At 38.3% G+C, this 23,629-nt stretch carries 22 protein-coding genes; 4 read left to right on the forward strand and 18 right to left on the reverse strand.

From position 1 onward, the window contains the following. Window positions 1–13: 13 nt before the first annotated feature. Both ACFSX4_RS03210 and ACFSX4_RS03215 read right to left on the reverse strand, forming a co-directional pair. On the reverse strand, window positions 14–688 hold the full coding sequence (locus tag ACFSX4_RS03210; protein WP_377771479.1) for a GOLPH3/VPS74 family protein: 675 nt from the start codon (window positions 686–688) through the stop codon (window positions 14–16). Window positions 689–709: 21 nt separating this feature from the next. Continuing rightward, the gene (locus ACFSX4_RS03215; RefSeq protein ID WP_377771480.1) at window positions 710–1,339 is read right to left on the reverse strand and encodes a class I SAM-dependent methyltransferase; all 630 of its coding nucleotides are present in this window, start codon (window positions 1,337–1,339) and stop codon (window positions 710–712) included. Window positions 1,340–1,485: 146 nt separating this feature from the next. Here ACFSX4_RS03215 and ACFSX4_RS03220 point away from each other — a divergent pair, with 146 nt between their 5' ends. Then, window positions 1,486–2,310, forward strand: a complete 825-nt coding sequence (locus tag ACFSX4_RS03220; RefSeq protein WP_377771481.1) for a DUF2268 domain-containing putative Zn-dependent protease — start codon at window positions 1,486–1,488, stop codon at window positions 2,308–2,310. A gap of 38 nt (window positions 2,311–2,348) precedes the next feature. On the opposite strand, the gene argS is transcribed toward ACFSX4_RS03220, so the two are convergent. The 4 genes from argS to ACFSX4_RS03240 all read right to left on the reverse strand — a co-directional run bounded on the left by argS (window position 2,349) and on the right by ACFSX4_RS03240 (window position 6,497). Next, entirely contained in the window at window positions 2,349–4,010 is a 1,662-nt protein-coding gene (gene argS, locus ACFSX4_RS03225) for an arginine--tRNA ligase (RefSeq protein ID WP_377771482.1), read from the reverse strand. A 2-nt stretch (window positions 4,011–4,012) separates the two neighbouring features. After that, complete coding sequence (locus ACFSX4_RS03230) at window positions 4,013–4,150, reverse strand: hypothetical protein (RefSeq protein WP_377771484.1); 138 nt, start codon at window positions 4,148–4,150, stop codon at window positions 4,013–4,015. Window positions 4,151–4,249: 99 nt separating this feature from the next. Continuing rightward, complete coding sequence (locus ACFSX4_RS03235; RefSeq protein WP_377771486.1) at window positions 4,250–5,155, reverse strand: deoxyribonuclease IV; 906 nt, start codon at window positions 5,153–5,155, stop codon at window positions 4,250–4,252. A 25-nt stretch (window positions 5,156–5,180) separates the two neighbouring features. Next, window positions 5,181–6,497, reverse strand: coding sequence for a DEAD/DEAH box helicase (locus tag ACFSX4_RS03240; RefSeq protein WP_377771488.1), 1,317 nt, complete (start codon window positions 6,495–6,497; stop codon window positions 5,181–5,183). A 141-nt stretch (window positions 6,498–6,638) separates the two neighbouring features. Here ACFSX4_RS03240 and ACFSX4_RS03245 point away from each other — a divergent pair, with 141 nt between their 5' ends. Beyond that, the gene (locus ACFSX4_RS03245; RefSeq protein ID WP_377771490.1) at window positions 6,639–7,601 is read left to right on the forward strand and encodes a 4-hydroxy-3-methylbut-2-enyl diphosphate reductase; all 963 of its coding nucleotides are present in this window, start codon (window positions 6,639–6,641) and stop codon (window positions 7,599–7,601) included. A gap of 35 nt (window positions 7,602–7,636) precedes the next feature. Here the strand turns inward: ACFSX4_RS03245 and ACFSX4_RS03250 are convergent, their stop codons facing one another. The 7 genes from ACFSX4_RS03250 to ACFSX4_RS03280 form a co-directional block, all read right to left on the reverse strand. Next, window positions 7,637–8,710 carry a Nif3-like dinuclear metal center hexameric protein gene (locus tag ACFSX4_RS03250; protein WP_377771492.1) on the reverse strand — a complete coding sequence of 358 codons (1,074 nt, stop codon included), beginning with the start codon at window positions 8,708–8,710 and terminating at the stop codon, window positions 7,637–7,639. Further along, entirely contained in the window at window positions 8,697–9,386 is a 690-nt protein-coding gene (locus ACFSX4_RS03255; protein WP_377771494.1) for a tRNA (adenine(22)-N(1))-methyltransferase, read from the reverse strand. Before ACFSX4_RS03255 ends, ACFSX4_RS03250 begins: the two co-directional genes overlap by 14 nt. A gap of 70 nt (window positions 9,387–9,456) precedes the next feature. Further along, the gene (locus ACFSX4_RS03260; RefSeq protein WP_377771496.1) at window positions 9,457–9,831 is read right to left on the reverse strand and encodes a c-type cytochrome; all 375 of its coding nucleotides are present in this window, start codon (window positions 9,829–9,831) and stop codon (window positions 9,457–9,459) included. Window positions 9,832–9,937: 106 nt separating this feature from the next. Next, entirely contained in the window at window positions 9,938–11,047 is a 1,110-nt protein-coding gene (rpoD, locus tag ACFSX4_RS03265) for an RNA polymerase sigma factor RpoD (RefSeq protein ID WP_377771498.1), read from the reverse strand. A gap of 26 nt (window positions 11,048–11,073) precedes the next feature. Beyond that, window positions 11,074–12,831, reverse strand: coding sequence for a DNA primase (gene dnaG, locus ACFSX4_RS03270; protein ID WP_377771500.1), 1,758 nt, complete (start codon window positions 12,829–12,831; stop codon window positions 11,074–11,076). Window positions 12,832–12,836: 5 nt separating this feature from the next. Then, window positions 12,837–13,664: a pyruvate, water dikinase regulatory protein gene (locus tag ACFSX4_RS03275; protein ID WP_377771502.1), complete on the reverse strand. Its 828-nt coding sequence runs from the start codon at window positions 13,662–13,664 to the stop codon at window positions 12,837–12,839. Window positions 13,665–13,679: 15 nt separating this feature from the next. After that, window positions 13,680–14,297: a helix-turn-helix transcriptional regulator gene (locus ACFSX4_RS03280; protein ID WP_377771504.1), complete on the reverse strand. Its 618-nt coding sequence runs from the start codon at window positions 14,295–14,297 to the stop codon at window positions 13,680–13,682. Window positions 14,298–14,922: 625 nt separating this feature from the next. Here ACFSX4_RS03280 and ACFSX4_RS03285 point away from each other — a divergent pair. After that, window positions 14,923–16,299: a glycine--tRNA ligase gene (locus tag ACFSX4_RS03285; RefSeq protein ID WP_377771506.1), complete on the forward strand. Its 1,377-nt coding sequence runs from the start codon at window positions 14,923–14,925 to the stop codon at window positions 16,297–16,299. A gap of 49 nt (window positions 16,300–16,348) precedes the next feature. On the opposite strand, the gene ACFSX4_RS03290 is transcribed toward ACFSX4_RS03285, so the two are convergent. From ACFSX4_RS03290 to ACFSX4_RS03310, 5 genes are all read right to left on the reverse strand, one after another. Further along, the gene (locus tag ACFSX4_RS03290; protein ID WP_377771508.1) at window positions 16,349–17,371 is read right to left on the reverse strand and encodes a serine hydrolase domain-containing protein; all 1,023 of its coding nucleotides are present in this window, start codon (window positions 17,369–17,371) and stop codon (window positions 16,349–16,351) included. 81 nt (window positions 17,372–17,452) lie between these two features. Continuing rightward, window positions 17,453–17,845, reverse strand: a complete 393-nt coding sequence (locus tag ACFSX4_RS03295; RefSeq protein ID WP_377771510.1) for a hypothetical protein — start codon at window positions 17,843–17,845, stop codon at window positions 17,453–17,455. A gap of 174 nt (window positions 17,846–18,019) precedes the next feature. After that, window positions 18,020–18,751 carry a tryptophan-rich sensory protein gene (locus tag ACFSX4_RS03300; RefSeq protein ID WP_377771512.1) on the reverse strand — a complete coding sequence of 244 codons (732 nt, stop codon included), beginning with the start codon at window positions 18,749–18,751 and terminating at the stop codon, window positions 18,020–18,022. A gap of 120 nt (window positions 18,752–18,871) precedes the next feature. Further along, the gene (locus tag ACFSX4_RS03305) at window positions 18,872–19,852 is read right to left on the reverse strand and encodes a LacI family DNA-binding transcriptional regulator (protein ID WP_377771514.1); all 981 of its coding nucleotides are present in this window, start codon (window positions 19,850–19,852) and stop codon (window positions 18,872–18,874) included. A gap of 23 nt (window positions 19,853–19,875) precedes the next feature. Beyond that, window positions 19,876–21,378 (reverse strand): sucrose-6-phosphate hydrolase, encoded by a 1,503-nt coding sequence (locus tag ACFSX4_RS03310; protein WP_377771516.1) that lies wholly within the window; start codon window positions 21,376–21,378, stop codon window positions 19,876–19,878. Window positions 21,379–21,582: 204 nt separating this feature from the next. On the opposite strand from ACFSX4_RS03310, the gene ACFSX4_RS03315 reads away from it, so the two are divergent. After that, window positions 21,583–23,523, forward strand: coding sequence for a sucrose-specific PTS transporter subunit IIBC (locus ACFSX4_RS03315; RefSeq protein ID WP_377771518.1), 1,941 nt, complete (start codon window positions 21,583–21,585; stop codon window positions 23,521–23,523). Window positions 23,524–23,629 lie beyond the last annotated feature (106 nt).

Consider the following 23,629-nt stretch of genomic DNA (forward strand, 5'->3'; position numbering starts at 1 on the left):
CATGGTTATTTTATTATACGGACTTTGAAGTATCTTCAGGTGTAACCATCATTGTTACAGCTGATAAAATTTCTGTCTCCATCATTTCTACGGATTGTTTAACTTCCTCACCGTACTCATTGTTTTCAACCATATCTTGAATTCTTTTCTCTGCCTCTTTATTATCGCTGCCAAATACTTCTTCAATAAGACCACAAGTATATACGAGACTCAGAAGCATTGCGGGCTCAGCACCGGGCTTCCTGTTTTCAAAGATAATTCTACTAACCATGCTCTTTATGTCCTCTTCAGGGCCTTCATCAACAGTAGGGTAGACATTTTTATTGAAAATAAGCAGATACGACTGCCCCTCCTCTTTTAAAATTCCCTTCCCGACGAGTGACAGATATATCGGATCATTAATTTCATCATTTCTACCGGATAATTTTCCGAGCCAGTAACTAACTGTTCTTTTTCTACCTTCATCTTTAATCTCAGTGATGACTGAATTAAAGTAAGGGATATCTGTGAGTGAATCATTAATTACGGACACACCGCCATCTTCAAGTCTAATCCGCTCCTGAATGGTTAATTCAGCAAGTATGGCACCTACCAGTCCATAATCTAGCTTACTCCCCGCCTCAGGAACTTTAGTTCCTTTTTCATCATCCGTACCCAGTAATATTAATGCCTCCGCAATTGTTAACATACACTTCACTCCAAATAACTTTTAAATTTTCTTTATTTCTAAAACGCCGCCGCAGTGCGAAACCTGTTTAAATTCTGTTCGTCCATATTCTGAAAGTAATGTTTCAAAATCATTATAAATAATATAGAACTCATCACTGTCCCAGTAATCCTGATAATTCTGTCTGCATGTCTGCAGAGATTCCATATTTTTAAAAGCAACATCACCAATCAGAATTTTTCCGTTATCAGACAGATGATTTAAAAGGTGAAGGATTAACTTAATTTTATCTGAATCATTCAGGTGATGAATTGAATATGTGAGAATAATATAATCATATTCATTTTCAAGAAATTCTCCCGGCAGTGCCCGGGTAATATCCCATTCTATCAAATCTGCTTCAGGCATTTTTTCCTGTGCAGTTCTAATCATTTCTGAAGAAAAATCAATTCCGTCAATATGGTGGCCGTTGTCATACAGCATTTTAGTTAAAACACCTGTTCCAAAGCCGATATCGAGTACACTTGAGTTACTTTTGGTCATTACTTCATTAAAAATAATATTTAATATCTTTTTATATCCAGCAAAAGGATATTCATTTTTTTCATCACTTAAACGAACTGTCTTATCATAATCGTCTGCCCATAAGTTAAAACCTTTTTCATCCAGCATTAGGAACCTCCAAATAATTAAGAGAATTTAGTTTCGTATTTGAATTTACCCATTGATATTGTAAATAAAACCTGTACCTATTTCTCTTATACCTTTTTGAATCATTTATGTTAAAATTTAGAAAAATAGCTGTAGGAGGCTGAGCGATGAAAATTATTTATGATATTGATTTTATAATCAAGAACAGAGACAGATTTTTGGAAAAGCCTTCTGATTTATGGCTGGAATATTTCAGTATCCACAGTCAAGTGTTCAAAGTACTGATGAAAAATATATACCGTCTGAATCAAAAAGAGCTGCTGTCTCTTGTCGATAATACAGATTTTCAATGTTTATTTTCACAAGCTGTCAAAAATCATAAACAGATTGACTCTGAAGAGATTAAAAATACTTTGGAAGAATGCGTAAATTACTATAATTTTAAAGCGGATTTCGATGTCTTTTTTTTAATCGGTCTTGGTCATATTGACGGTACAGCACAGGTTGCAGACAGACCATTTTTATATTTCGGTCTCGAACGGGTGAATGCCTCCAATATTTCACCATTAATCAAACACGAGTTTAATCATATGGTTAGATTTACATCAATTGATGAAATTGGAGACTTTACTGAGATTACTGTTGGACAGCTCGTCATTGCTGAAGGGTTGGCGACATTGTCCCCATTGTTCATTAATCAACAGCAGTTAAACAGGAAAAATTTGATATCTGCATTATTTATGAGTAATCAGGAATATGAGGTGCTAAGTGATGAACATGATATAGTGATTAGAAAATTTTTTCAGGATGCTGATAAAACCCTTTCTAAAGAACTTCATCTGGAGTATTTCATTCAGAATGACGAGACATGTCTACAGAGAAAGGGCTATTATATTGGTATGATGCTTATCATTGAATTAATTGACGTAGGCCTGGATTTGAAAATTCTGACTGAAACACCGACAGAAATAATATTAAACAATTTTAATTAAGATCTTTCACAAGTACTGCCGGCAGATATATTAAGCACTCACATTTCATTAACTGTTTTAATACCAAGAAGTGACATCGCTTCTTCAATATTATTTGATACCATTTTAAGCATATAGAGTTTGCTTATATCGTTATTCGAATGGATGATTCTTTCTTTTGCATAATAACTGTTAAATTCTCTGCAGAGCTTGATTACATACTTACAAATTTCAGAAGGCATTCTTTTTTCAGCTGCTTCTTTAACGGCAGCATGATATTTGGAGAGTTGATTGAGAACAGGCCACATATTTTCATCAAACTTGAAGACTGTACCTTCTATTTTTCTATCTGTCTTTCTCAATATCGACTGAATTCTTGAGTTAGTATACATCACATATACGCCGGTCTCTCCATCAAAACGAAGCATATCTTCAATATTAAATTCATAGCTGTTCATACGATCATGCTTTAAGTCCATAAATTTAACTGCTGCATCTGTAATATGTGAAGCAATGTTTTCTTTATTTTTCAAGTCGGGATTTTTTTCAGCAATAATATTCAATGCATGATGCTCAACATCTCTAATAATATCATCAAGTAAAATAACAGATCCCTTTCTTGTAGACATTTTTCTGCCGTTTTTAAGAATCAGTCCAAACGGGACATGTTCTATATCTGTACTAATATTTAAAATATCCGAGATTTGAGACAGCTGGTTAAAATGAACAGACTGTTCCTGACCCACTACATATAATATTTGATCCGCCTGAAAATGTTTGACTCTGTGAAGCATTGCTGCAATGTCACGGGTTATATAGAGTGATGCACCATCTCTCTTTTTTATCAATGCAGGCGGCAGCTTATTCAATCTAACAATATATGCCCCCTGATCAAATTCAATCAGCTTTTTTCTTTCGAGGAGTTGATTAACATCCGATAATTTATCGTTATAAAAGGATTCCCCCTGAATATAATCAAAATCGATCCCGAGTCTTTTATAGAGTACCTCAAAAGACTCGATTGAAACTTCTCTGAACCAATTCCATAATTTCATCTGTACATCATTCCCCTGCTCTAAAAGACTGAATGCCTGTCTTGCTTCATCCTCTAGTTCCGGCGTACTCTCAGCTTCTACATGGAATTTTTGATATAGTTCGAATAATTCTTTAATAGGATTTTTCGAAACTTTTTCCTCACTACCCCATTTTTTATATGCAGTGATTAATTTACCAAACTGTGTACCCCAGTCTCCTAAATGATTAATACCAATGACATCAGCTCCTGTTTTTTTAAGAATTCTGGCTAATGAATCACCGAGAATAGTCGCTCTTAGATGACCCATTGAAAACGGTTTGGCGATATTGGGACTTGAGTAATCGATGACAATGGTCTGTCCTGACGTATTATAAAAATCCTCCGGTGCATTTTTTTCGATTTCACTTAAAATTATTTCAGCTGCATCATTTCTATTTATGTAAAAATTTAAAAAACCGTTTACTGCTTTCACTTCTGAAATAATATCAAGTTTAATGTCTTTTGATAATTCTTCAGCTATGATTTTTGGTGATTTTTTCAACATTCCGGCGAGTGTAAATGTCGGGAATGAAAACTCTCCAAATGATGAATCGGCAGGGACTTCCAACTTGCTCATTATCTCATCTTTACTCATTCTACCCATGAGTGCAGCATAAATGCCTTCCGCAATTTCTTTCTTAAACATGATTAATTCCCCCTTATATAAAATAAAACCCACCTCTTTAACAGAGGTGAGTTCATCACGGTACCACTCCAAATATGCTCTTCATTGATAACGGTGGCGCCACCGGTTGTATTGTAATGCGGTTCATTCACTTCAATCATCGGGCTCCCACCACCCCCGATTCGCTTAGGATATTCATGAACTACTCTTTTACTTATAAATATTCTATTGTTTAGATATAGTCAGTTACCGGATATATATTATTGAACATCTTTCATCAAAGGATTAATTTCTTCAAGAAGATTTGGATTGAACGTTCCGGATTTAATCATTTCAATTTCATGCTTATATGGTGCCTGCTTATTTTTCTTGTCTGTTCCTACAAATGGTGTTTCCAGTATTTTCGGAAGTTCTTTAAATTCAGGATGATTAATAATATATGTGAGGGCATCAAAGCCAATATGACCGAAACCGATATTTTCATGCCGGTCTTTATGTGCGCCGACAGGATTTTTAGAATCATTGACATGGATAACTTTAATACGGTCAGTACCGACTGTCTTATCGAACGCGTTCAATACACCGTCAAAATCGTTTACAATATCATAGCCTGCGTCATGAACATGGCAGGTATCAAAGCATACGCTGAGGCGTTCGTTATGCGTTACACCGTCAATAATAGCAGCAATTTCCTCGAAGTTTCTGCCGATTTCTGAGCCTTTACCTGCCATTGTTTCCAATGCAATCTGCACATCATGGTTGTTTTCGAAGACCTTATTGAGACCTCTGATAATTGATTTGACGCCTTCTTCCGACCCTGCTCCGACATGGCTTCCCGGATGGAGAACAATTTGTTTCGCACCAAGATGTTCAGTACGGACAATTTCCTCCTGCAGAAATTCTACACCGTGATCAAACACACCGTCACGAACAGTATTTGCGATATTGATAATATATGGTGCATGAACCACAATATTTGAAATACCGTGTTCTGCCATATGCTTTTGACCGGCTTCGATGTTCAAATCTTCAATTTTTTTACGTCTCGTATTCTGCGGTGCCCCGGTATAAATCATAAATGTACTGGAGCCGTATCCTGCAGCGGAAACACTTGCAGCTTCCAGCATTTTTTTACCGCTCATTGAGACATGAGAACCGATTAACATTTAAATCATCCTTTTATTGATTATTTTACTTTCTCTTCTTTTTACGCGCTTTAGAGTGGGTTCTTTTAGCATCTCTTTTTAGTTCTGACAGCTGGGAAGCCATCTTCTTTTTATAACCAGGACGCACTTTTTTAGGTTTTCTTACTTTGTATGCAAGATCCTTTTCAATATTTGAATCCTGATTTTTACGTACAGCACGTTTAGTCCGCTCTTTAATAGGCGAAAGTTCCCCGCGCCGTATATCCTCATGGCTGAAGCTGTACCCTTTTGATTCGAGTGAATCGACTAAATGATGTTCGTCCGGGGTATACAGAGTTAATGCAAATCCCTCATACTGCCCGCGTCCGACCCGTCCGACCCGGTGGGTGAAAAATTCGATATCTTTTGGAATATCATAATTAATTACATGTGATGCACCATCAATATCGAGTCCGCGTGCAGCCAGATCACTGGCAACCACCCATTCATATTCGAGGTCTCTGATTTTTTTAATTTCTTTTGTTCGCTCTCTCGGTTTCAGACCGCCGTGAAACAACCCGACCTTGACGCCTTTATTATTTAAATAATCGAATAAAGCATCCGCACGTTCTTTTGAATTGGCAAAAATCAATCCGATATACGGATTGAGGGTATCAATCAGCTGACTGACTTTCTCTTCTTTGCCATGTCCTTTTACTGGAATAAGGCTGTAATGAATAGACGCTTTATTCTTTGGCTGTTCAATCACAATGGTTTCTGAATCACCAATATATTTTCCGAGAAATGCCTGCAGCGGCCCCGGTATCGTTGCTGAAAAAACAAGAATCTGAGCTGTTCCGCCTATTGCTGACGCCAATCGGTCAATATCATTGAGGAAACCTAAATCTATCATTAAATCGGCTTCATCAATTACAATTGATTTTGCCTTATGAACGTTTAATACATTTTCATTCATCAATTCTTTTATACGCGTCGGGGTTCCGATAACAATTTGAGGATTTTTTTTCGCACGCTCAATATCACGTTTGAAATCAGTGCCCCCTATGAATAAACTGATATTAATATCCTTATACTGTCCTGCTACCTGTACCGCCATATCATGCAGCTGTTTAGCCAGTTCACGTGTCGGCGCTAAAATAACAGCCTGCGGGTCATTTATTTCTGTGTTAATCTGATAAATTAAAGGCAGTAAAAACGCGTGGGATTTACCACTTCCTGTTTCAGATTGAACGACAACATTCTCCCCTCTTGATATCCGGGGGATAACACGTTCCTGAACCAGTGTTGGATGTGTAAAATGAATGCTTTCAATTGCAGAAAGCATATTATCATCAAATTTAAACCGCTTAAATGCTTGAGACATACTCTCACCTTTTCTATTATAAACTCTGGATTAAATTATACCCGAAAACCACTCCGGACGCTATATTAACATAATTCAGCAGCCTATGATTTAATTTCCGCCCGAAATTAGTTATAATGCATATAGGGAGGAATGTACTCTATGGATATTATTAAAATTACACCGCGGGGATATTGTTATGGTGTGGTCGATGCTATGGTCATTGCACGCAATGCATCAATGGATAAAACATTACCGCGTCCCATATATATTTTAGGAATGATTGTACACAATAAGCATGTAACAGATGCTTTTGAAGATGATGGTATCATTACCCTTGACGGTCCGAACCGTCTTGAGATTCTGGAACAGATTAACGAAGGGACTGTTGTTTTTACAGCACACGGCGTTTCCCCTCAAGTGAAAGAACGTGCCAAAGAAAAAGGACTGACATGTATTGATGCGACTTGTCCTGATGTTGAAGTGACTCATGAGCTGATACGTCAGAAAACAAAGAAAGGCTATGATGTCATTTATATCGGTAAGAAAGGACACCCTGAACCGGAAGGTGCTGTCGGAGTTAATCCGGAACATGTACACCTTGTTGAAACAATGGAAGATGTCAAATCACTTCCTGAGATTTTGAAAGACCGGAAGCTTATTGTTACCAACCAGACAACAATGAGTCAGTGGGACGTAAGTCATCTGATGGACCAGCTGAAAACCCAGTACCCGCATATTGAGGTTCATAAAGAAATATGTCTGGCAACCCAGGTGCGTCAGGAAGCTGTTGCCGAACAAGCGAAGGAAGCAGATTTATTAATTGTTGTCGGAGATCCGAAAAGTAATAATTCGAACAGGCTCGCTCAGGTTTCAAAAGAAATAGCACATACCAATGCCTATAGAATCAGTTCACTTGATGAACTGAAAACAGAGTGGCTGGAAAACATCGATTCTGTAGCTATTACGGCCGGTGCCTCTACACCAACGCCTATTGTTAAGGAAGTCATCGATTATATTAAAGATTATGATGAGGCAAATGGAGACCTTCCGCAGTCAAAAGTGCCTAAACAAAAAATTCTGCCGAAGATAAAAAATCCGTCTCCTGTAAAAATTATGGAATAAAAAATAAGCTGCCGGGAAGCCCCGGCAGCTTATTTTTATTGAAATGGATTTGTATTTACTTCTGTTTCAAAAATATTTACATCTGTTTGATCTTGCAACAACCTGCTTAGTCCTTCTACCATTAAAACTTCAATGTAGTGTCCCGCATCGATAATATTTCTGTTCAAAAGTTTTGCATCATATGCTTCATGATATTTAACATCACCTGTAATGAGTACGTCTATGCCGCTATTGAATGCAGCTTCAGCATAACTCATACCGGAACCGCCTATGACAGCTGCTTTTTGAATCTTTTCTTTATTTCCTTTAACAACATTTACGACAGGTGTCCCGGCCTTAGTCTGAATCAGTTCAACCAAAGATTCAAGGCTCCCATCATAATCAAATGTGACACCGAGACCCATCTTTGACTGATTTTCCAAATTCAAAATATCATATGCAGGCTCTTCATATGGGTGGATATCAATAAGTGCCTGAATGACCTGATGCTGATGCTTCTCTTCAAAAATACCCTCAACTATATATTCTTCCACTTCTTCAAAAACATCGGCTGAGCCGATATGAGGGTTTGCATTTTCATTTGGCTTGAACTGTCCGGCTACAGGATATTCGAAGAAACAATTGCTGTATTCTCCGACACTGCCGACTTTATTTTCAGCAAGGTGTGATTTTAATTTTTCTTTGTCATTTTCAGGGATATTAATACGAATTTTCTTAAACTCTCCTGAAACAGGAAGCAGAATATTCGTGTTCAGAAATCCGAGTTTATCCGCAATCATATGACTCACACCGTCCGGCTGATGATCCAAATTGGTATGCATTACAATTAAGTTAATGTCATTCTTAATTAATTTTCTTATCACACGTCCGACAAACTTTTCAGTCACGGTATTCACCGACGGAAAAATGACAGGGTGATGACTGATAATTACATTAGCACCCTTTTGGACTGCTTCATCTACCGTTTCCGACGCACAGTCAAGGGAAATCAGTATTCCATTCACCTTTTCTGATTCATCACCAACAATTAATCCTGTGTTATCCCAGGACTCTGCGCTTGAAAACGGAGCGATATTATCACATATATTTAACAGCTCACTGACTTTCACTATTTAACACCTCATGCCTCTCCGAAATTTTTAAATTCAATTCGTCGATTTTTTCAGTATTTTTCTCCGCTGTGGAATCGATACCTTTTAAAATCCGCTTATGGTGTTCTAATTCCCAATTTAATTTATCGATAAACGCTTCGGTCCGGTTCTCTAAATTCACAGGTCCGAATTTAAGCTCTTTTTCAGTATAATTTTTCTGCTTTGGATAAAAATCACAGACAATAATCTCGTAAAAATGCCTGCCGTCTTTCAGTACATCTTCGTTTGTAATTGTATATCCAAGTTCTGAAATAGCTTTCCTTACTGGATATGTGTATGTGTTTGCCTGTAAAATCAGTCTGGGATGATTTCCAACATGTCCGAATCCTTCTTTAAGAATTTGAGCAATCAGAGGCCCACCCATGCCGCATATTGTAATGGTATCCACATCTTCATTATTTAATACTTTGAGACCGTTTCCGAGCCTTGCTTCAATCTTATCATTTAGTTCATGCTGTCTGATGTTATTTACAGTGGATTGATAAGGACCTTCAACCACTTCACCGCATACTGCGAATTTTATTTTATCGTTATGATACGCTTCAATAGGAAGGTAGGCGTGATCCGAGCCGATATCCACAAGAGTATCTCCAGTAATATATTCCATTACTCTATTTAATCGTTCATCTAACATAAAATGCTCCTTTACATAAAGAAAAGCTCTTACACAGAGTGCAAGAGCTAAAAGTTTTAACGTTCGTCAATTAATTAGTGAAGAATTCATATAAAGCAGTAATCTCTTCATCTCCAAGTTGACCGTCGAATGATGGCATTGAGCCTTGACCATTAAGTACGATATCATGGAATTCATCTTCACCAAGACCAGTTCCTGCTAAAGCAGGTCCCATTCCACCACTGAAGTCCTGACCATGACATGACGCACAGTTGTCACGTGCAATACCTTCAGCATCTACATCGCCTGAATCAGCTCCGCCTTCTTCACCGCCGCCGGATTCTTCCGTGGAAGCCGTCTCCTCACCTTCACCGTCATCAGTCGCCCCTTCACCTGATAGAAGGAAAACTAAACCAATTCCTAAGAAAATGATAAGTAAAAACGGAATAATTGGATTCTTGTTCATCTCTTGAACCTCCCTCGTATTCACATATATACAACTATAATTGTATATTAAATTGACATAAAGTCAAAATAAATTTTTATAAAAGTTTACACTATTATAAATTCTTTTAATCCATGAAATCTTTTAATCGCTTGCTTCTGCTTGGATGTCTTAATTTTCTTAAAGCTTTTGCTTCAATCTGACGAATCCGTTCACGTGTAACGCCGAAGACCTTACCTACTTCTTCAAGTGTACGGGTACGTCCGTCATCAAGACCAAATCTCAGGCGAAGCACATTTTCTTCTCTGTCTGTCAGTGTATCAAGAACATCTTCCAATTGTTCTTTTAACAGCTCGTATGCTGCATGATCGGAAGGACTCTGAGCCTCCTGGTCTTCAATAAAGTCTCCCAGATGACTGTCATCTTCCTCACCAATCGGAGTTTCAAGTGATACCGGCTCCTGAGCAATTTTCAATATTTCACGGACTTTTTCTGCAGGTAAGTCCATCTCTTCCCCAATTTCTTCCGGAGTTGGTTCACGACCAAGATCCTGAAGGAGCTGGCGCTGAATACGAATCAGTTTATTAATCGTTTCAACCATGTGAACAGGAATACGAATTGTTCTAGCCTGGTCGGCAATCGCACGTGTGATTGCCTGTCTGATCCACCATGTCGCATATGTGGAGAATTTGAACCCTTTGGAGAAGTCGAATTTCTCTACTGCTTTAATCAGACCCATGTTCCCTTCCTGAATTAAATCCAGGAACAGCATACCGCGTCCTACATACCGTTTTGCGATACTGACAACAAGTCTGAGGTTGGCTTCAGCCAGACGGCTTTTTGCTACTTCATCCCCTTTTTCAATACGCTTTGCAAGTTCAATTTCTTCCTGTGCATTTAATAAATCCACACGTCCGATTTCTTTTAAATACATACGGACAGGGTCGTTAATTTTAACGCCCGGCGGTGCACTCATGTCATGGAGGTTTAATTTTTCATCAGTGTCTGTAGAATCTTTTTCGTTAATTAACTGGATATCATTTTCATTGATTTCATCAAAAAATTCATCCATTGCATCCGCATCTAACTCGAAATTAGAAAGTTTATCTGCGATTTCTTCATGAGAGAGATGACCTTGATTCTTCCCTCTTTCAAGCAGGTAGTTTTTAACTTGCTCAACAGATGTAAACAACTCAACATCTTTAGTTTCTGTTGTTTCAATATTATTATCTGCCATTGGACAACCTCCTAAATTTTTTGCACTTATTTTTTATGACGACTATTGATTTCTACAAGTTTCTGCATCAACTCAATCTGACGGTCAACATCATTGGACTGTTCTGCTTCCTTGAGTTGAAGATAAATCAACTGCTTATCTCTTGTACTATTCCTAATACCACTTAAGTCCCCTAAATAATCATTCAATTCATCTTTTGAGACATCATCATGGATTTTAATACTGTCGAGATCTAGTAATGCTTCAAAGCATTCTTCACTTACATATTGATTAATCATGGAAACATCATAATCTTCAAATTTCTCATAATAAGTGCACAACCCTTTAAATATACCATAATAGGTAGGCGATGTTAATACTTCTGTGCTCACTTCATCTTTAAATTGTATAAATAATGATTTGTCGCGGCTTAGTGCTTTCAAAAAGTATCTTTCCTTCTTTTCTCTGGTGGAAAGTGCAATTTTCATCTGCGGCTCTGCCGGCGGTTCAAAGTAATTAACGTTTTCTGTTTGAGATGGAATACTGCTTAATATGTGCTCTTTTGAAACTTTATAACTGTCACTGATATGTGTAATGATTCGTTCCTTCAAAGTGTTGCCCGGCACATACTTCAAATAATTAATCAGTTTATTTAAATTTTGAGTGTAGCTTAAATCATTTTCCATACTCTCATCCAGCAGATGGTCGGCCTGAAAGTGAACAAAATGCCGTTTTTGTTTCTGAACTAACTGTTCAAACTTCTCCCGGCCGTGCTTCTCAATATATTCATCCGGATCTTCGCCCTCCGGAAGCTGGATAATAAAAACATTCAATCCCTCAAAAAGAAGTGTTTCGCCGACTGAAGTGGCGGCTTTCCGACCGGCATTATCCGAGTCGAACATCAGAGTCACATTGGAAGCAAGACGCTTAATCAAATTGATGTTCTCACCGCTTAATGCGGTTCCCATTAAACCGACTATGTTTTGGACATCCGTCATCTTGACTTTTATAACATCAAGGTGGCCTTCCATCAATATAATCTCATCCTGCTTCCGGATGAATTTCCGTGCGTCACTTAAATTAAACAGCAGCTCCCGCTTTTGAAATACCGGTGTTTCCGGTGTATTCAAATACTTCGGCTCGGAACCGTCCAACGATCTCGCTGTGTAGCCGACAATGTAGTTTTGATGATTTTTAATCGGAATCATTATTCTTGAGACAAACCGGTCATAATATGAAAAGTTTTCTTCATTCCTTGATACCAGCCCGGCCTGATAAGCACTTTCCATGCTGAAGTTTTGATTTAACAAAGCATTTTTTGTGAAGTCCCTCATGTTTGGAGTAATACCGATTTTTTCTTTCTTTATGATATCAGCACTGAACCCTCTGTCAGTCAGGTATTTAAGTGCTTCTTCACCTTCATTTGTATGCATTAGTACGTGATGATAAAGATCCGTCAAATACTCATGCATTTTAATTAAAGTCATGTCTGACTCATCGACACGACTTTCCTCGGTTGTAATACTTACCCCGAGCGGTTCACCCAGCTTTTTCACAGCTTCCGAGAAGTTAAGGCTTTCAATCTCCATTAAAAACTGGAATACATTACCACCCTTTTTACAGCCGAAGCAGTGACATATCTGTTTATCCGGACTCACACTGAATGAGGGGGTTTTTTCATTATGGAACGGACAGAGACCGACATAATTACGCCCTCGTTTCTCAAGCTTTACATAACTTGAGACCAGCTCGACAATGTCAGTCCCGTTCTTTACTTTATTTACAGTTTCATCTGGAACTCTCATTCCAATCACCCTTTTGTATCAATCTTTCCTGCTTCCACATACTTTAAGATTTCATTCGCTGTTTCTTCAATCGCTTTTTCAGAAACATCTATTACAGGGCAGCCTATCTGTCCAATCACTTCATTGAAATATTCAAGTTCTTCATTAATACGTTCATCCTTGGCATAACTCGCTGTATCCTTCAACCCAAGCTGCGAAAGTCTTTTTTTCCTGATTTTATTAAGTGAATTGGAGTTAATGACCAGTCCAATACATTTTTTAGGATCGACTTGGAATAATTCTTCCGGCGGTGTTACTTCCGGCATGAGCGGCACATTCATCACTTTATATTTTTTTAAGGCCAGGAACTGAGAAAGTGGTGTTTTGGATGTACGTGATACACCAATCAGTACAATATCCGCCTTATCAAGGCCGCCGGCATCTTTTCCATCGTCATATTTAACTGCGAATTCAATCGCTTCAATTTTCTTGAAATAATCTTCATCGAGCTTATGAACACGCCCCGGTTCATAATAAGGTTCATCATTCGTTTCACCAGTAAGTATTTCCATTAACGGCCCCATAACATCCACTGATGAGATATCTTCATTCTTCAGCTCTGAACGGATGTAACTTCTAAGATCCGGTTTAATAATGGTATATACAACAATCGCATTCTTACTCTTTGCGAGATCCACAACATCATCAACATTGTCTTCTGTTTCTATATACGGATAGCGGATGATTGCTTCTTGTTCATTGCTCAGATTAAACTGGGACAAACAGGCCTTTGCGACCAGTTCACCGGTCTCACCGATAGAATCCGAAGCGATTATTACTTTTAATTTCGACATCTATTCAACACATCCCTATTCCATTAGATTAACAAACACGCGGGTAATATTTGTTTTTGTAATTCTCCCGGTTACTACTTCTATGCCGTCTTTTAATTCAACTACCGGCAGTGAATCAATCTGCTTGTCTATCAGTTGATTGGCAGCATACATCAGCAGATCATTCGGATAACACGTAGTAATATGAGGCTTCCTTGTCATAATAATGCTTACCGGAGTCTTCTCTATATCACTTTTACCCATGGTTCCCTTTAACAAGTCTTTTCTCGAAACTACACCAACGAGCTGTCGTTTTTCATCAATTGCATACAGTGTACCGACATCTTCCAAAAACATTTTGACAATCGCTTCGTAAATGGAAGTGTCCTGCGTAATCAGTATCGGCAGACTCTGAACATCTCTGACCAGAATATTTCTGAGCCGGCTTGTCATGACTTCTTCAGGTTCCTTGCCTGTATAAAAATACCCGACTCTCGGACGCGCATCTAAATAGCCGCTCATTGTCAATATCGCAAGATCCGGGCGCAGTGTTGCCCTGGTTAGTGATAATTGCTCAGCAATCTTGCTGCCGGTAATTGGACCGTGCTGTTTAACAATTTTCAATATCTTTTCTTGTCTCGCATTCAGTTCCATGGCCTCACTCCCAACATTTATAATTATACCACTTTCACAACATATGAAAAGCGATTAAATTTTATATAAATTACAAATACAGATACTATCAATTAAAACTATTATTTGCATATTCGAAGTCTCTCAAGGAACATTTTTCTTTCTGTTTTCATAGTTCAAAGCAGTACATATAGTGTCATTCATATCAAGAATACTGATTAAACATTTCAATGTATTCTTTTATTCTCATATTAATTCAAGAGAAATTCAAAACCAGCTTCTGAACATCGAGTCCTTTTCAAACGTATTTTAATCATACTTTGATTATTTATTCGATGGCAGGATGAGTTATTATAGCACTATAGAGGCTGTCATCATAATTTTCTGCCTGAATTGATGATTAAAAAGATTGCACTTAAATTCAATATTTAATATAATACTTTATAAGCGAGTTAAGAATGGTGAGAGCTTAACACATATAATATGGTATAAATAACAATTAATTTATGAATATAAAAGTTGAGTGGACACACTAATTTGGGTGGAACCGCGGGTATATACTCGTCCCAGGGCAGCGATTTTGCTGTCCTGGGATTTTTTATATCATAAAACTAAAAATCAAAATATATTAAAGGAGTCGATTTGTATGGATATGGACAGAATAGTTAATTTAGCAAAAACACGCGGATTTGTATTTCCGGGAAGTGAAATTTACGGCGGTCTTGCAAATACCTGGGATTACGGTCCATTAGGTGTAGAATTAAAAAATAATGTAAAGCAGGCCTGGTGGAAGAAATTCATTCAGGAATCACCGTATAATGTCGGATTGGATGCTGCGATACTGATGAACCCTAAAACATGGGAAGCTTCCGGTCATTTAAGCAACTTCAACGACCCGATGATTGACTGTAAGGAATGTAAAAGCCGTCACCGTGCGGATAAACTAATTGAAGATGTCATCCAGCAGGAAGATGACACATTCGTTGCTGACGGCCTCAGCTTTGATGAGATGAAAAAAATCATTGAAGAACGTGATATTAAGTGTCCGACATGCGGTGCACATAACTACACTGAGATTCGTCAATTTAACTTAATGTTTAAAACTTTCCAGGGTGTTACTGAATCTTCAACAAACGAAATTTTCCTGCGTCCTGAAACAGCACAGGGAATCTTTGTTAACTATAAAAATGCACAGCGTACAATGCGTAAAAAACTGCCTTTTGGTATCGGGCAGGTCGGTAAATCTTTCCGTAATGAAATTACGCCGGGTAATTTCACTTTCAGAACACGTGAATTCGACCAGATGGAACTTGAATTCTTCTGTAAGCCGGGTACTGAAGTGGAATGGCAGAAATACTGGAAAGAGTATGCTGAAAAGTGGCTCTTAAACCTCGGTATGAAAGATGAAAATACACGTATGCGTGACCATGATGATGATGAGCTTTCCCACTACTCCAACGCAACAACAGATATCGAATATAAATTCCCGTTCGGCTGGGGAGAATTATGGGGAATTGCGAGCCGTACAGACTTCGACCTGCGTCAGCATATGGAGCATTCCAACGAAGACTTCACATATCATGATCAGGAAACCGGTGAAAAATATGTGCCGTTCTGTATCGAACCTTCACTCGGTCTTGACCGTGTGACACTTGCTTTCTTATGTGATGCATTTGAAGAAGAGACAATGGAGAATGGCGATTCACGTACAGTTCTTCGCCTTCACCCTCAGCTTGCACCATTTAAAGCAGCTGTACTTCCACTTTCTAAAAAATTAAGCGGTGACGCAATTAAAGTGTATGAACAGCTCGCCGGTGAATTCAATATAGAATTTGATGAATCACAATCAATTGGTAAAAGATACCGCAGACAGGATGAAATCGGTACACCGTTCTGTATCACTTTTGACTTCGACTCACTGGAAGACAAAAAAGTGACTATCCGTGAGCGGGACACAATGGAACAGACACGTGTCTCCATTGAAGATGTTAATGACTTCCTGAAAGAGCGTATTAAATTTTAATCTGTAAAAAGCGACGGAGAAAATGCTCCGTCGCTTTTTACTTTTTCAACTATATTAATGCTTCAACCTCACCCATTAACTCATGGGCACCTTCTTCATGATTGGAACATACTGTAATGATTTTTTGTGACTCTGGATAATACACTTCCCGAAAATTCACGCCCGGATCATATCCCATCTGTATATACTTTAAGGTTCGATTATTTTCGTCGAGCTCCATATAACCACAGTATCCGTAAAAAATCCGGTCTTCTTCATTCACTATGACACGCGGTTTTAAAAACATTTCAAGAATCTTGTCAGACAACAAAAACCCGTCAAATAATGCCTTCCAGAATAAAGCTCTGTCAGAAGCAGTTACATAGGCTCCACCGTCCGCACCGCCTTTTACAGGAAGTGAATAAATATTGGACTTCCAATATCCCCCGGACAATTCAATATATCCATGTGCTGTATTTTCAGGCAGCCTGTCCATCTCAAAATATCCGGAATGATGCATAGAGGCTTTTTTAAACATAAACGTCTCTACATATTCTGTAAAAGACATTTTTGTCAGTGATTCAACTACAAGACCAAGCAGTATATACCCTGTGTTATTGTATTGAAAGCTGCTGTTCAAATCATTCTGCATTTCCATATGCTGAAACATCGGCAAAAAATCCTTTAAGTTTCTAACGAGGTACATTGGATGTTCGACCCATAATTCTTCAAAATCATCCATGATTTCTTCATTAAAATAATCAGGCACACCTGAAGTATGTGTTAATAAATGATGAATAGTAATTTCCCCGTTAAAATTTGGGAACTCAATATCCAGACAGTCTGAAATTTTTGAATCAAAAGTAATTTTGCCTTCATCCACCAGCATGCACACTGCAGCTGCAGTGAAAATTTTGCTGCCGGAGGCAATTGAAAATCGGGTTCCCGTGTTATTTTTCAATCTTTCTGACTGGTTCCTTTCTCCGTGAGCATCAGTTAATATCGATTTATTATTTTTCGCATAATAGGCTCCGGAAAAATTAAGTTCATGCATCTTCTCTGTAATTTTGTTTAATTTCTGCTGCTTATTCATTCTGATTCCTCCCGAATATATGATTATAATTTTCAGAGGAAACAGCCTATCTGGTTCATACCATATACTTAAACATTGAAATCAGTCCTCCCTGCCTGTTTGATATTTTTCAAAGAGTACAAAGCTGATAAATACTGTACAGATCATCAGAGCAATGAGAATTTGAATGAACTGCGGTATAGACAAATAAATGATTCCAAGCTCAATCATCAGCCATTTAAACATGGATAGAATCACTGCAAGTATTATTGTAACCGGAATTACTTTATTTCTTATATTTCTCATTTTTTCCGGATTAGATTGAAATTTCGGGTATAAATAGGATAAAGAAAAACACATTACCGCCATCGCAAAACTGGTTGTTGAAATTACTGAAGGAAATGTTTCCGATATAAAATGAATGACAAACAGTAAAATAGCTGTCGAGATAAAAAAGACGGCAAAAATAAAATACATTTTTTGATAAGGTGACATTTAAGACACTCCTTAATATACAGATGCAGTACAAAATCCATAATGAAAGCGCATACTAGTGTGTCAGTTCTTTATTCCCGGCTTACAAAGTATTTAAACTCTTTAAGTTACAGTTTGAAAATAAAATAAGGGCACCTCCGTAAATTTACGGAGGTACCTTTCGACAGTCTGTCTTCATGATTTAGAAAGTTTTACTTTCTTCACACCTTCAAATAGTACTAAGACAATCATGACAGCAATGGACAGGATTAAAATAATATCCAGCAGTGGATACATGTTGTCATTTTCAATATAAATCCCTGAGTATGTCCATACAATAACCAGCGGATAAAGCCAGTCCCTGAACTGGAATCCAATGTAAACGGTCAGAACTGTAATAAGCAGTACCGCAAGCAGTGTCCATGAAATTTCAGGTATACCGAGAAACATTTCCTGATTATATGAAACTAAAAGTGTGAATATATTAACTACAGATGCCGCAGTCACCCACCCGAAGTACACTGAAAACGGTAATCGGTCAAACCAGTGATAATCCTGATTTGATGTTTCAGTGTACATTTTTATCAGTGTAACGAGCAGTAAAATAATCACTGCGGAAGATAATAAAATCCAGCCTGCTGTAAATACCAGTATCCACAAACCGTTCAACAAGAAATTAATCAACGGCCAGATGTGTAATCTTTTTACTGTCACAGCACCTGTCTCAGAAAAAAAGACCTTGATGATCCATATGAATAACAAAATATAAATTAATCCCCATATAGAAAAAGCAAAACCTGCCGGTTGAATCAGTGCCTGGTTTTCATCAGCCACAATCCCGACATTTACTGCACTCCAATAATTTAAAAATATCATTACAGAAAAACCAATTAAGTAAATTACCGCCCATTTTCTTTGACTGTTCATCCTCATCTGCTCCTTAAATCATCATTAACACTCATTTCCCTGTTCATGATGATTGAAAACAATTACTAAAAAAGAGCTTCGGACATAATGCCGTAAGCTCTTCAAATATTATTAACTTGTTCAACTCGTTTTACCCTGAAGGAGTTGAACCGGCAGCTGATAATTTGCTTCCAGTTCAATATCTTTTTTCTCCACACGCTTCAACAGTAAATCAATTAATAAATCAACAAACTGATCAACAGGCTGTGATATTGTAGAGAGGTAAGGATAATAGTTTTGAATAAACTCACTGCTGTCATATCCAACGACCTTTAATTGATCCGGCACAGAAATTCCAAGGTCAGAAGCTTTATTCAAAACGAGTAATGCAGTCAAATCATCAGTACAAAAAATGCCGTCCAGGTTGTTTTTAGACAGAATACTGCTGATTTCTGTCTCTTTTAAAAACGCTGACTGTTCCAAAGGAAATTGATATACCAGCGGCTGAAGATGATATGATTTCATCACAGACAGATACCCTTCAAGACGCTCATTTGTCGGAGAATCCGATTCATTCGTGCCTGTAAAAACAGCAATCCTTCTGCTGCCTCTTTGATAGAGATGTTCCGTCGCGAGAGATCCGCCCTGGAAATTATCACTGGATACAATCGGAATTCCTTTATCCAGATACCTGTCAAAAGAGATAATTGGAAGGTCAACATTTTGATATTCAGGAATTCCGAGATTATGGGCACCTGCAATGATGCCGTCAACTTTGTTTGCAGCAAGCATTCTTAAATATTCCCGTTCCTTCTCCGTATCATTCCCACTGTTGCAGAGGATGACTTTATAGCCCTTATCAAACAGCCTGTGCTCAATTTTAACCGCCAGTTCTCCAAAAAAAGGATTGGATACACTTGGAAAAATCAAGCCGATCAACTGAGTCCCCTTCCCTTGTAAAGACCGTGCCATTGAATTCGGCTGATAATTCAAATCCTCCATTGCGCGATGAACTTTTTCAATCGTTTTTTGACTTAAATACCCGTAGTTATTGATGACCCTAGAGACTGTTGTTGGAGAGACCCCTGCTTTTTTAGCCACATCTGTCAGTTTCACGCTCATAAAATCATCCCTTTGTATTCGTCTTATTCGTTCATTTTTCTAAGTTCCCATACATTTCCGGAAAACGCACCTTTAAATCCTTCAAGAAAAACATGTGTATCATCTGCATTTTCCAGGAAGACTCTGCTGGTCATCACACGGTATCCATCATTGATAAACACTTCACAGACGGAGCGGTCAACAAATATATGAAGTTTCAGCTTATCTTCCGGTCTGATTTCTGCTGAACGTGTTGTTCCGTATTCCTCGCCAAACGAAATACCCGCCCGGCTCCGATCCATAGTAATCGTATGATTGTCTGCATCATATGAAAGTTTTAAACCGCTGCTGTTGGTCTTATCCGCAAAAAGAGTGAGTGTTCCGGACGCCTCTGTATCAAGTTCCAATAACAGTTCATAAATATTTTCATCTGCCTTATAGACCAGCTGGTTTTGTTCTTCTGAAATTTTACCGTTTAAATCCGTTTCACTTCGTCTCAAATCCTTCATTTCCGAAACCGGTGTCTGATATAAGTGATTATCTTGAATTGTCAGCTCTTTAACAATGCTCAGACAGTGAGCCCATTCTTCTTCAAAACTCGGATAGTTAATCTCCGGAAGACCGACCCATCCGACACTTAATACTCTTCCGTCAGGTGCATTAAACGCCTGCGTTGCATATAAATCAAAACCTTCATCAAGATGAACAAGATCTGATACATCATTAATCTTTGTGTTTTCTCTGTCAAATGAAGAGCCGATAACATAAGTGTTTGGAAATATATTCTGATAGGGTTTTATATTTTTATCAAGCCCCTGTGGACAGAATAACAGCACAGGCTGTTCATCAATGAACAAGAGGTTCGGACATTCTACCATAAAACCCATTTCTTCTTTTGTATAATCGAGTTCACCAATACAATGCCAGTTCATCAGGTCGGGACTTTGATAAGTTAAAACCGCACCCTTTTTATCTTCTGTCTGGGCACCTATAATCATTAAATACTCATCCTGATACCGGAATACCTGTGGATCACGGAACTCGTGTGTATATCCTGCAGGCGGTTCAGGAATCAGCGGGTCATCAAATTTTTTAAGCTGCATATCCTGATTCAGCCACGCACCAAGCTGATAGGAATGTCTTTCCCAATGATCATTACGTACATTGCCTGTGTACATGATAAATAGTTTATCATCTACAGATAATGCCGAACCGGAATAAGCACCGTGACTGTCATAGTCTGAGTCAGGGAGCAGAACATAATCATTCTGTTTCCAGTCCACCAGGTTTTTGGATGTCATATGATACCATGATTTCACACCGTGAACAGGACCAAACGGGTATGCCTGATAAAATAAATGCCATTCCCCATTATAATATGAAAACCCGTTCGGGTCATTCAAAAGACCTGTTTCAGGCAGTATGTGAAACGCGAGCTTCCACTCTGAATTCTGAATTTCTGAAATCAATTCTCTATGATAACTTTTACTCCATTGATTGTATGGTTTGTAAGATAAGCTTCTTGTCCATTCCATAACTTGTCCCATTTCTTTTTGAACTCCTTTATTTTTTACAGTATTGATTATTATATCACAATATAATGTGTCTTTATTATGTTAATCGTCAATCATAATAATACCATCATTTTATTAATTTTTTAAGTAATAAGATTAAATTTATGATAAGCGATTGACATAAAATAGTATTATTTGTATCATTGAGAAAACGATTTCAAAAAAGGGGGAATTAACATGAATCATAAAAGAGTTGCCGAAGACATACTCCGGATGGTTGGTGAGGATAATATCCAGGCGGCTGCCCACTGTGCCACACGGCTCCGGCTTGTACTGAAAAATGATAATGACATTGATCAGGAGGGTCTTGATAATCATCCTGATATCAAAGGGACATTTAAATCCGACGGTCAGTATCAAATTATTGTCGGACCCGGTGATGTTAACAAAGTGTACAAGGAACTGACGGAAATCGCTAATATTCAGGCGGCTTCCAAAGATGAACTGAAAGAAATGTCAAAGGGCAAGAAGAAAACTAATCCTTTGATGGCTCTTGTTAAAGTATTATCTGATATTTTTGTGCCGATTATACCAGCCCTTGTTGCCGGCGGTCTTCTAATGGCATTAAATAATGTACTGACATCTCAGGATCTTTTCGGACCCCAGTCAGTCATTGAAATGTATCCACAATTTGAGGATGCTGTCAGTATTATCGGTCTTCTTTCAGCGGCACCATTTGCATTTTTACCTGTCTTAATCGGTTTTTCAGCCACTAAGCGGTTCGGGGGTAATCCATTCCTCGGTGCTGCAATGGCGATGGCAATGGTAATGCCCGACCTTGTTAACGGATATGGAGTAGCAAACGCAATCGAAGAAGGTACGATGCCTTACTGGAACCTGTTTGGTCTTTCTGTTGCACAGGCCGGTTATCAAGGGTCTGTACTTCCTGTTCTCGCCGTTTCATGGATTCTCGCAAACATAGAGAAATTCTTCCGGAAACGACTTGCGAGTGCTATAGACTTTACATTCACGCCGATGCTTTCTGTAATTATTACAGGGTTCCTGACATTTATTTTCGTAGGTCCGTTGATGCGCGGCTTATCAGACGGATTGACTGACGGACTTGTCTGGCTGTATCAAACAACAGGCGGATTCGGTCTTGGTGTCTTCGGTACTTTTTATTCACCGATTGTCATTACAGGACTTCACCAGAGTTTCCCGGCAATTGAAACAATGCTTCTTGCAGATATTGCTGCTACGGGTGGTTCATTTATCTTCCCTGTCGCATCAATGGCAAACGTTGCACAAGGTGCTGCCTGTCTTGCAATTTTCTTTATTACAAAAAATCAAAAGCAAAAAGGACTTGCCTCTTCAGCAAGTTTATCCGCAATGCTCGGTATTACTGAGCCGGCAATTTTCGGGGTCAACTTAAAACTTAAGTTCCCATTTGTCTGTGGTATGATTGCTGCCGGAATCTCTTCAGCATTCATTGGATTTTTCCATGTTCTTGCTGTGTCTATGGGACCTGCAAGTGTTATCGGATTTATCTCAATTGCACCGCAGTCCATACCAATGTTTATGGTCGGTATTCTAATCAGTATCGTCATTTCATTTACACTGACATTCTTCTACGGCAGAAAGAAACTTGCAGCGCCTGAAAATGATAAGAGTCCTGATGAAGCTGCCAATGAACAAAATGCACCTGCATCATCTGCATTAACACATATCGAAACCATCGGCGCACCTTTAACAGGTAAAGTTGTACCGCTTTCTGAAGTCAACGACCAGGTATTCTCTTCAGAAATGATGGGTAAAGGTATTGCAGTTTATCCTGAGGGACAAAGAATAATTTCTCCGGCAGACGGGACAATTACAGTTGCTTATGAAACAAAACATGCTTACGGCATTAAAACCGATGAAGGCGTTGAGATCTTAATTCACATCGGTATTGATACGGTAAATATGGAAGGTAACGGTTTTGACCGCAAAGTTGAGCAGGGAGACATTGTGAAAAAAGGTGATCTTCTCGGTACTTTTGATATCAGTGAAATTGAAAAAGCTGAATATGACCCTACCGTCATGATTGTTGTGACCAACACTATTGAATTTACTGATGTGATTCCAGTTGATCAGGAAGAAATCAGAGAAGGCGATGATATGCTTCAGGTTAAGAAGTAGCAATTTGCCGTAATTTCATTCATAATTAATTACTTAAGTTCAATGATATGCTCCCCTTTAAGTAGACACTTAAGGGGGAGCCTTTTAGTGAAATCAGAATTACACA

This window comes from Corticicoccus populi (assembly GCF_042686195.1).
Classification (GTDB): Bacteria; Bacillota; Bacilli; order Staphylococcales; family Salinicoccaceae; genus Corticicoccus; species Corticicoccus populi.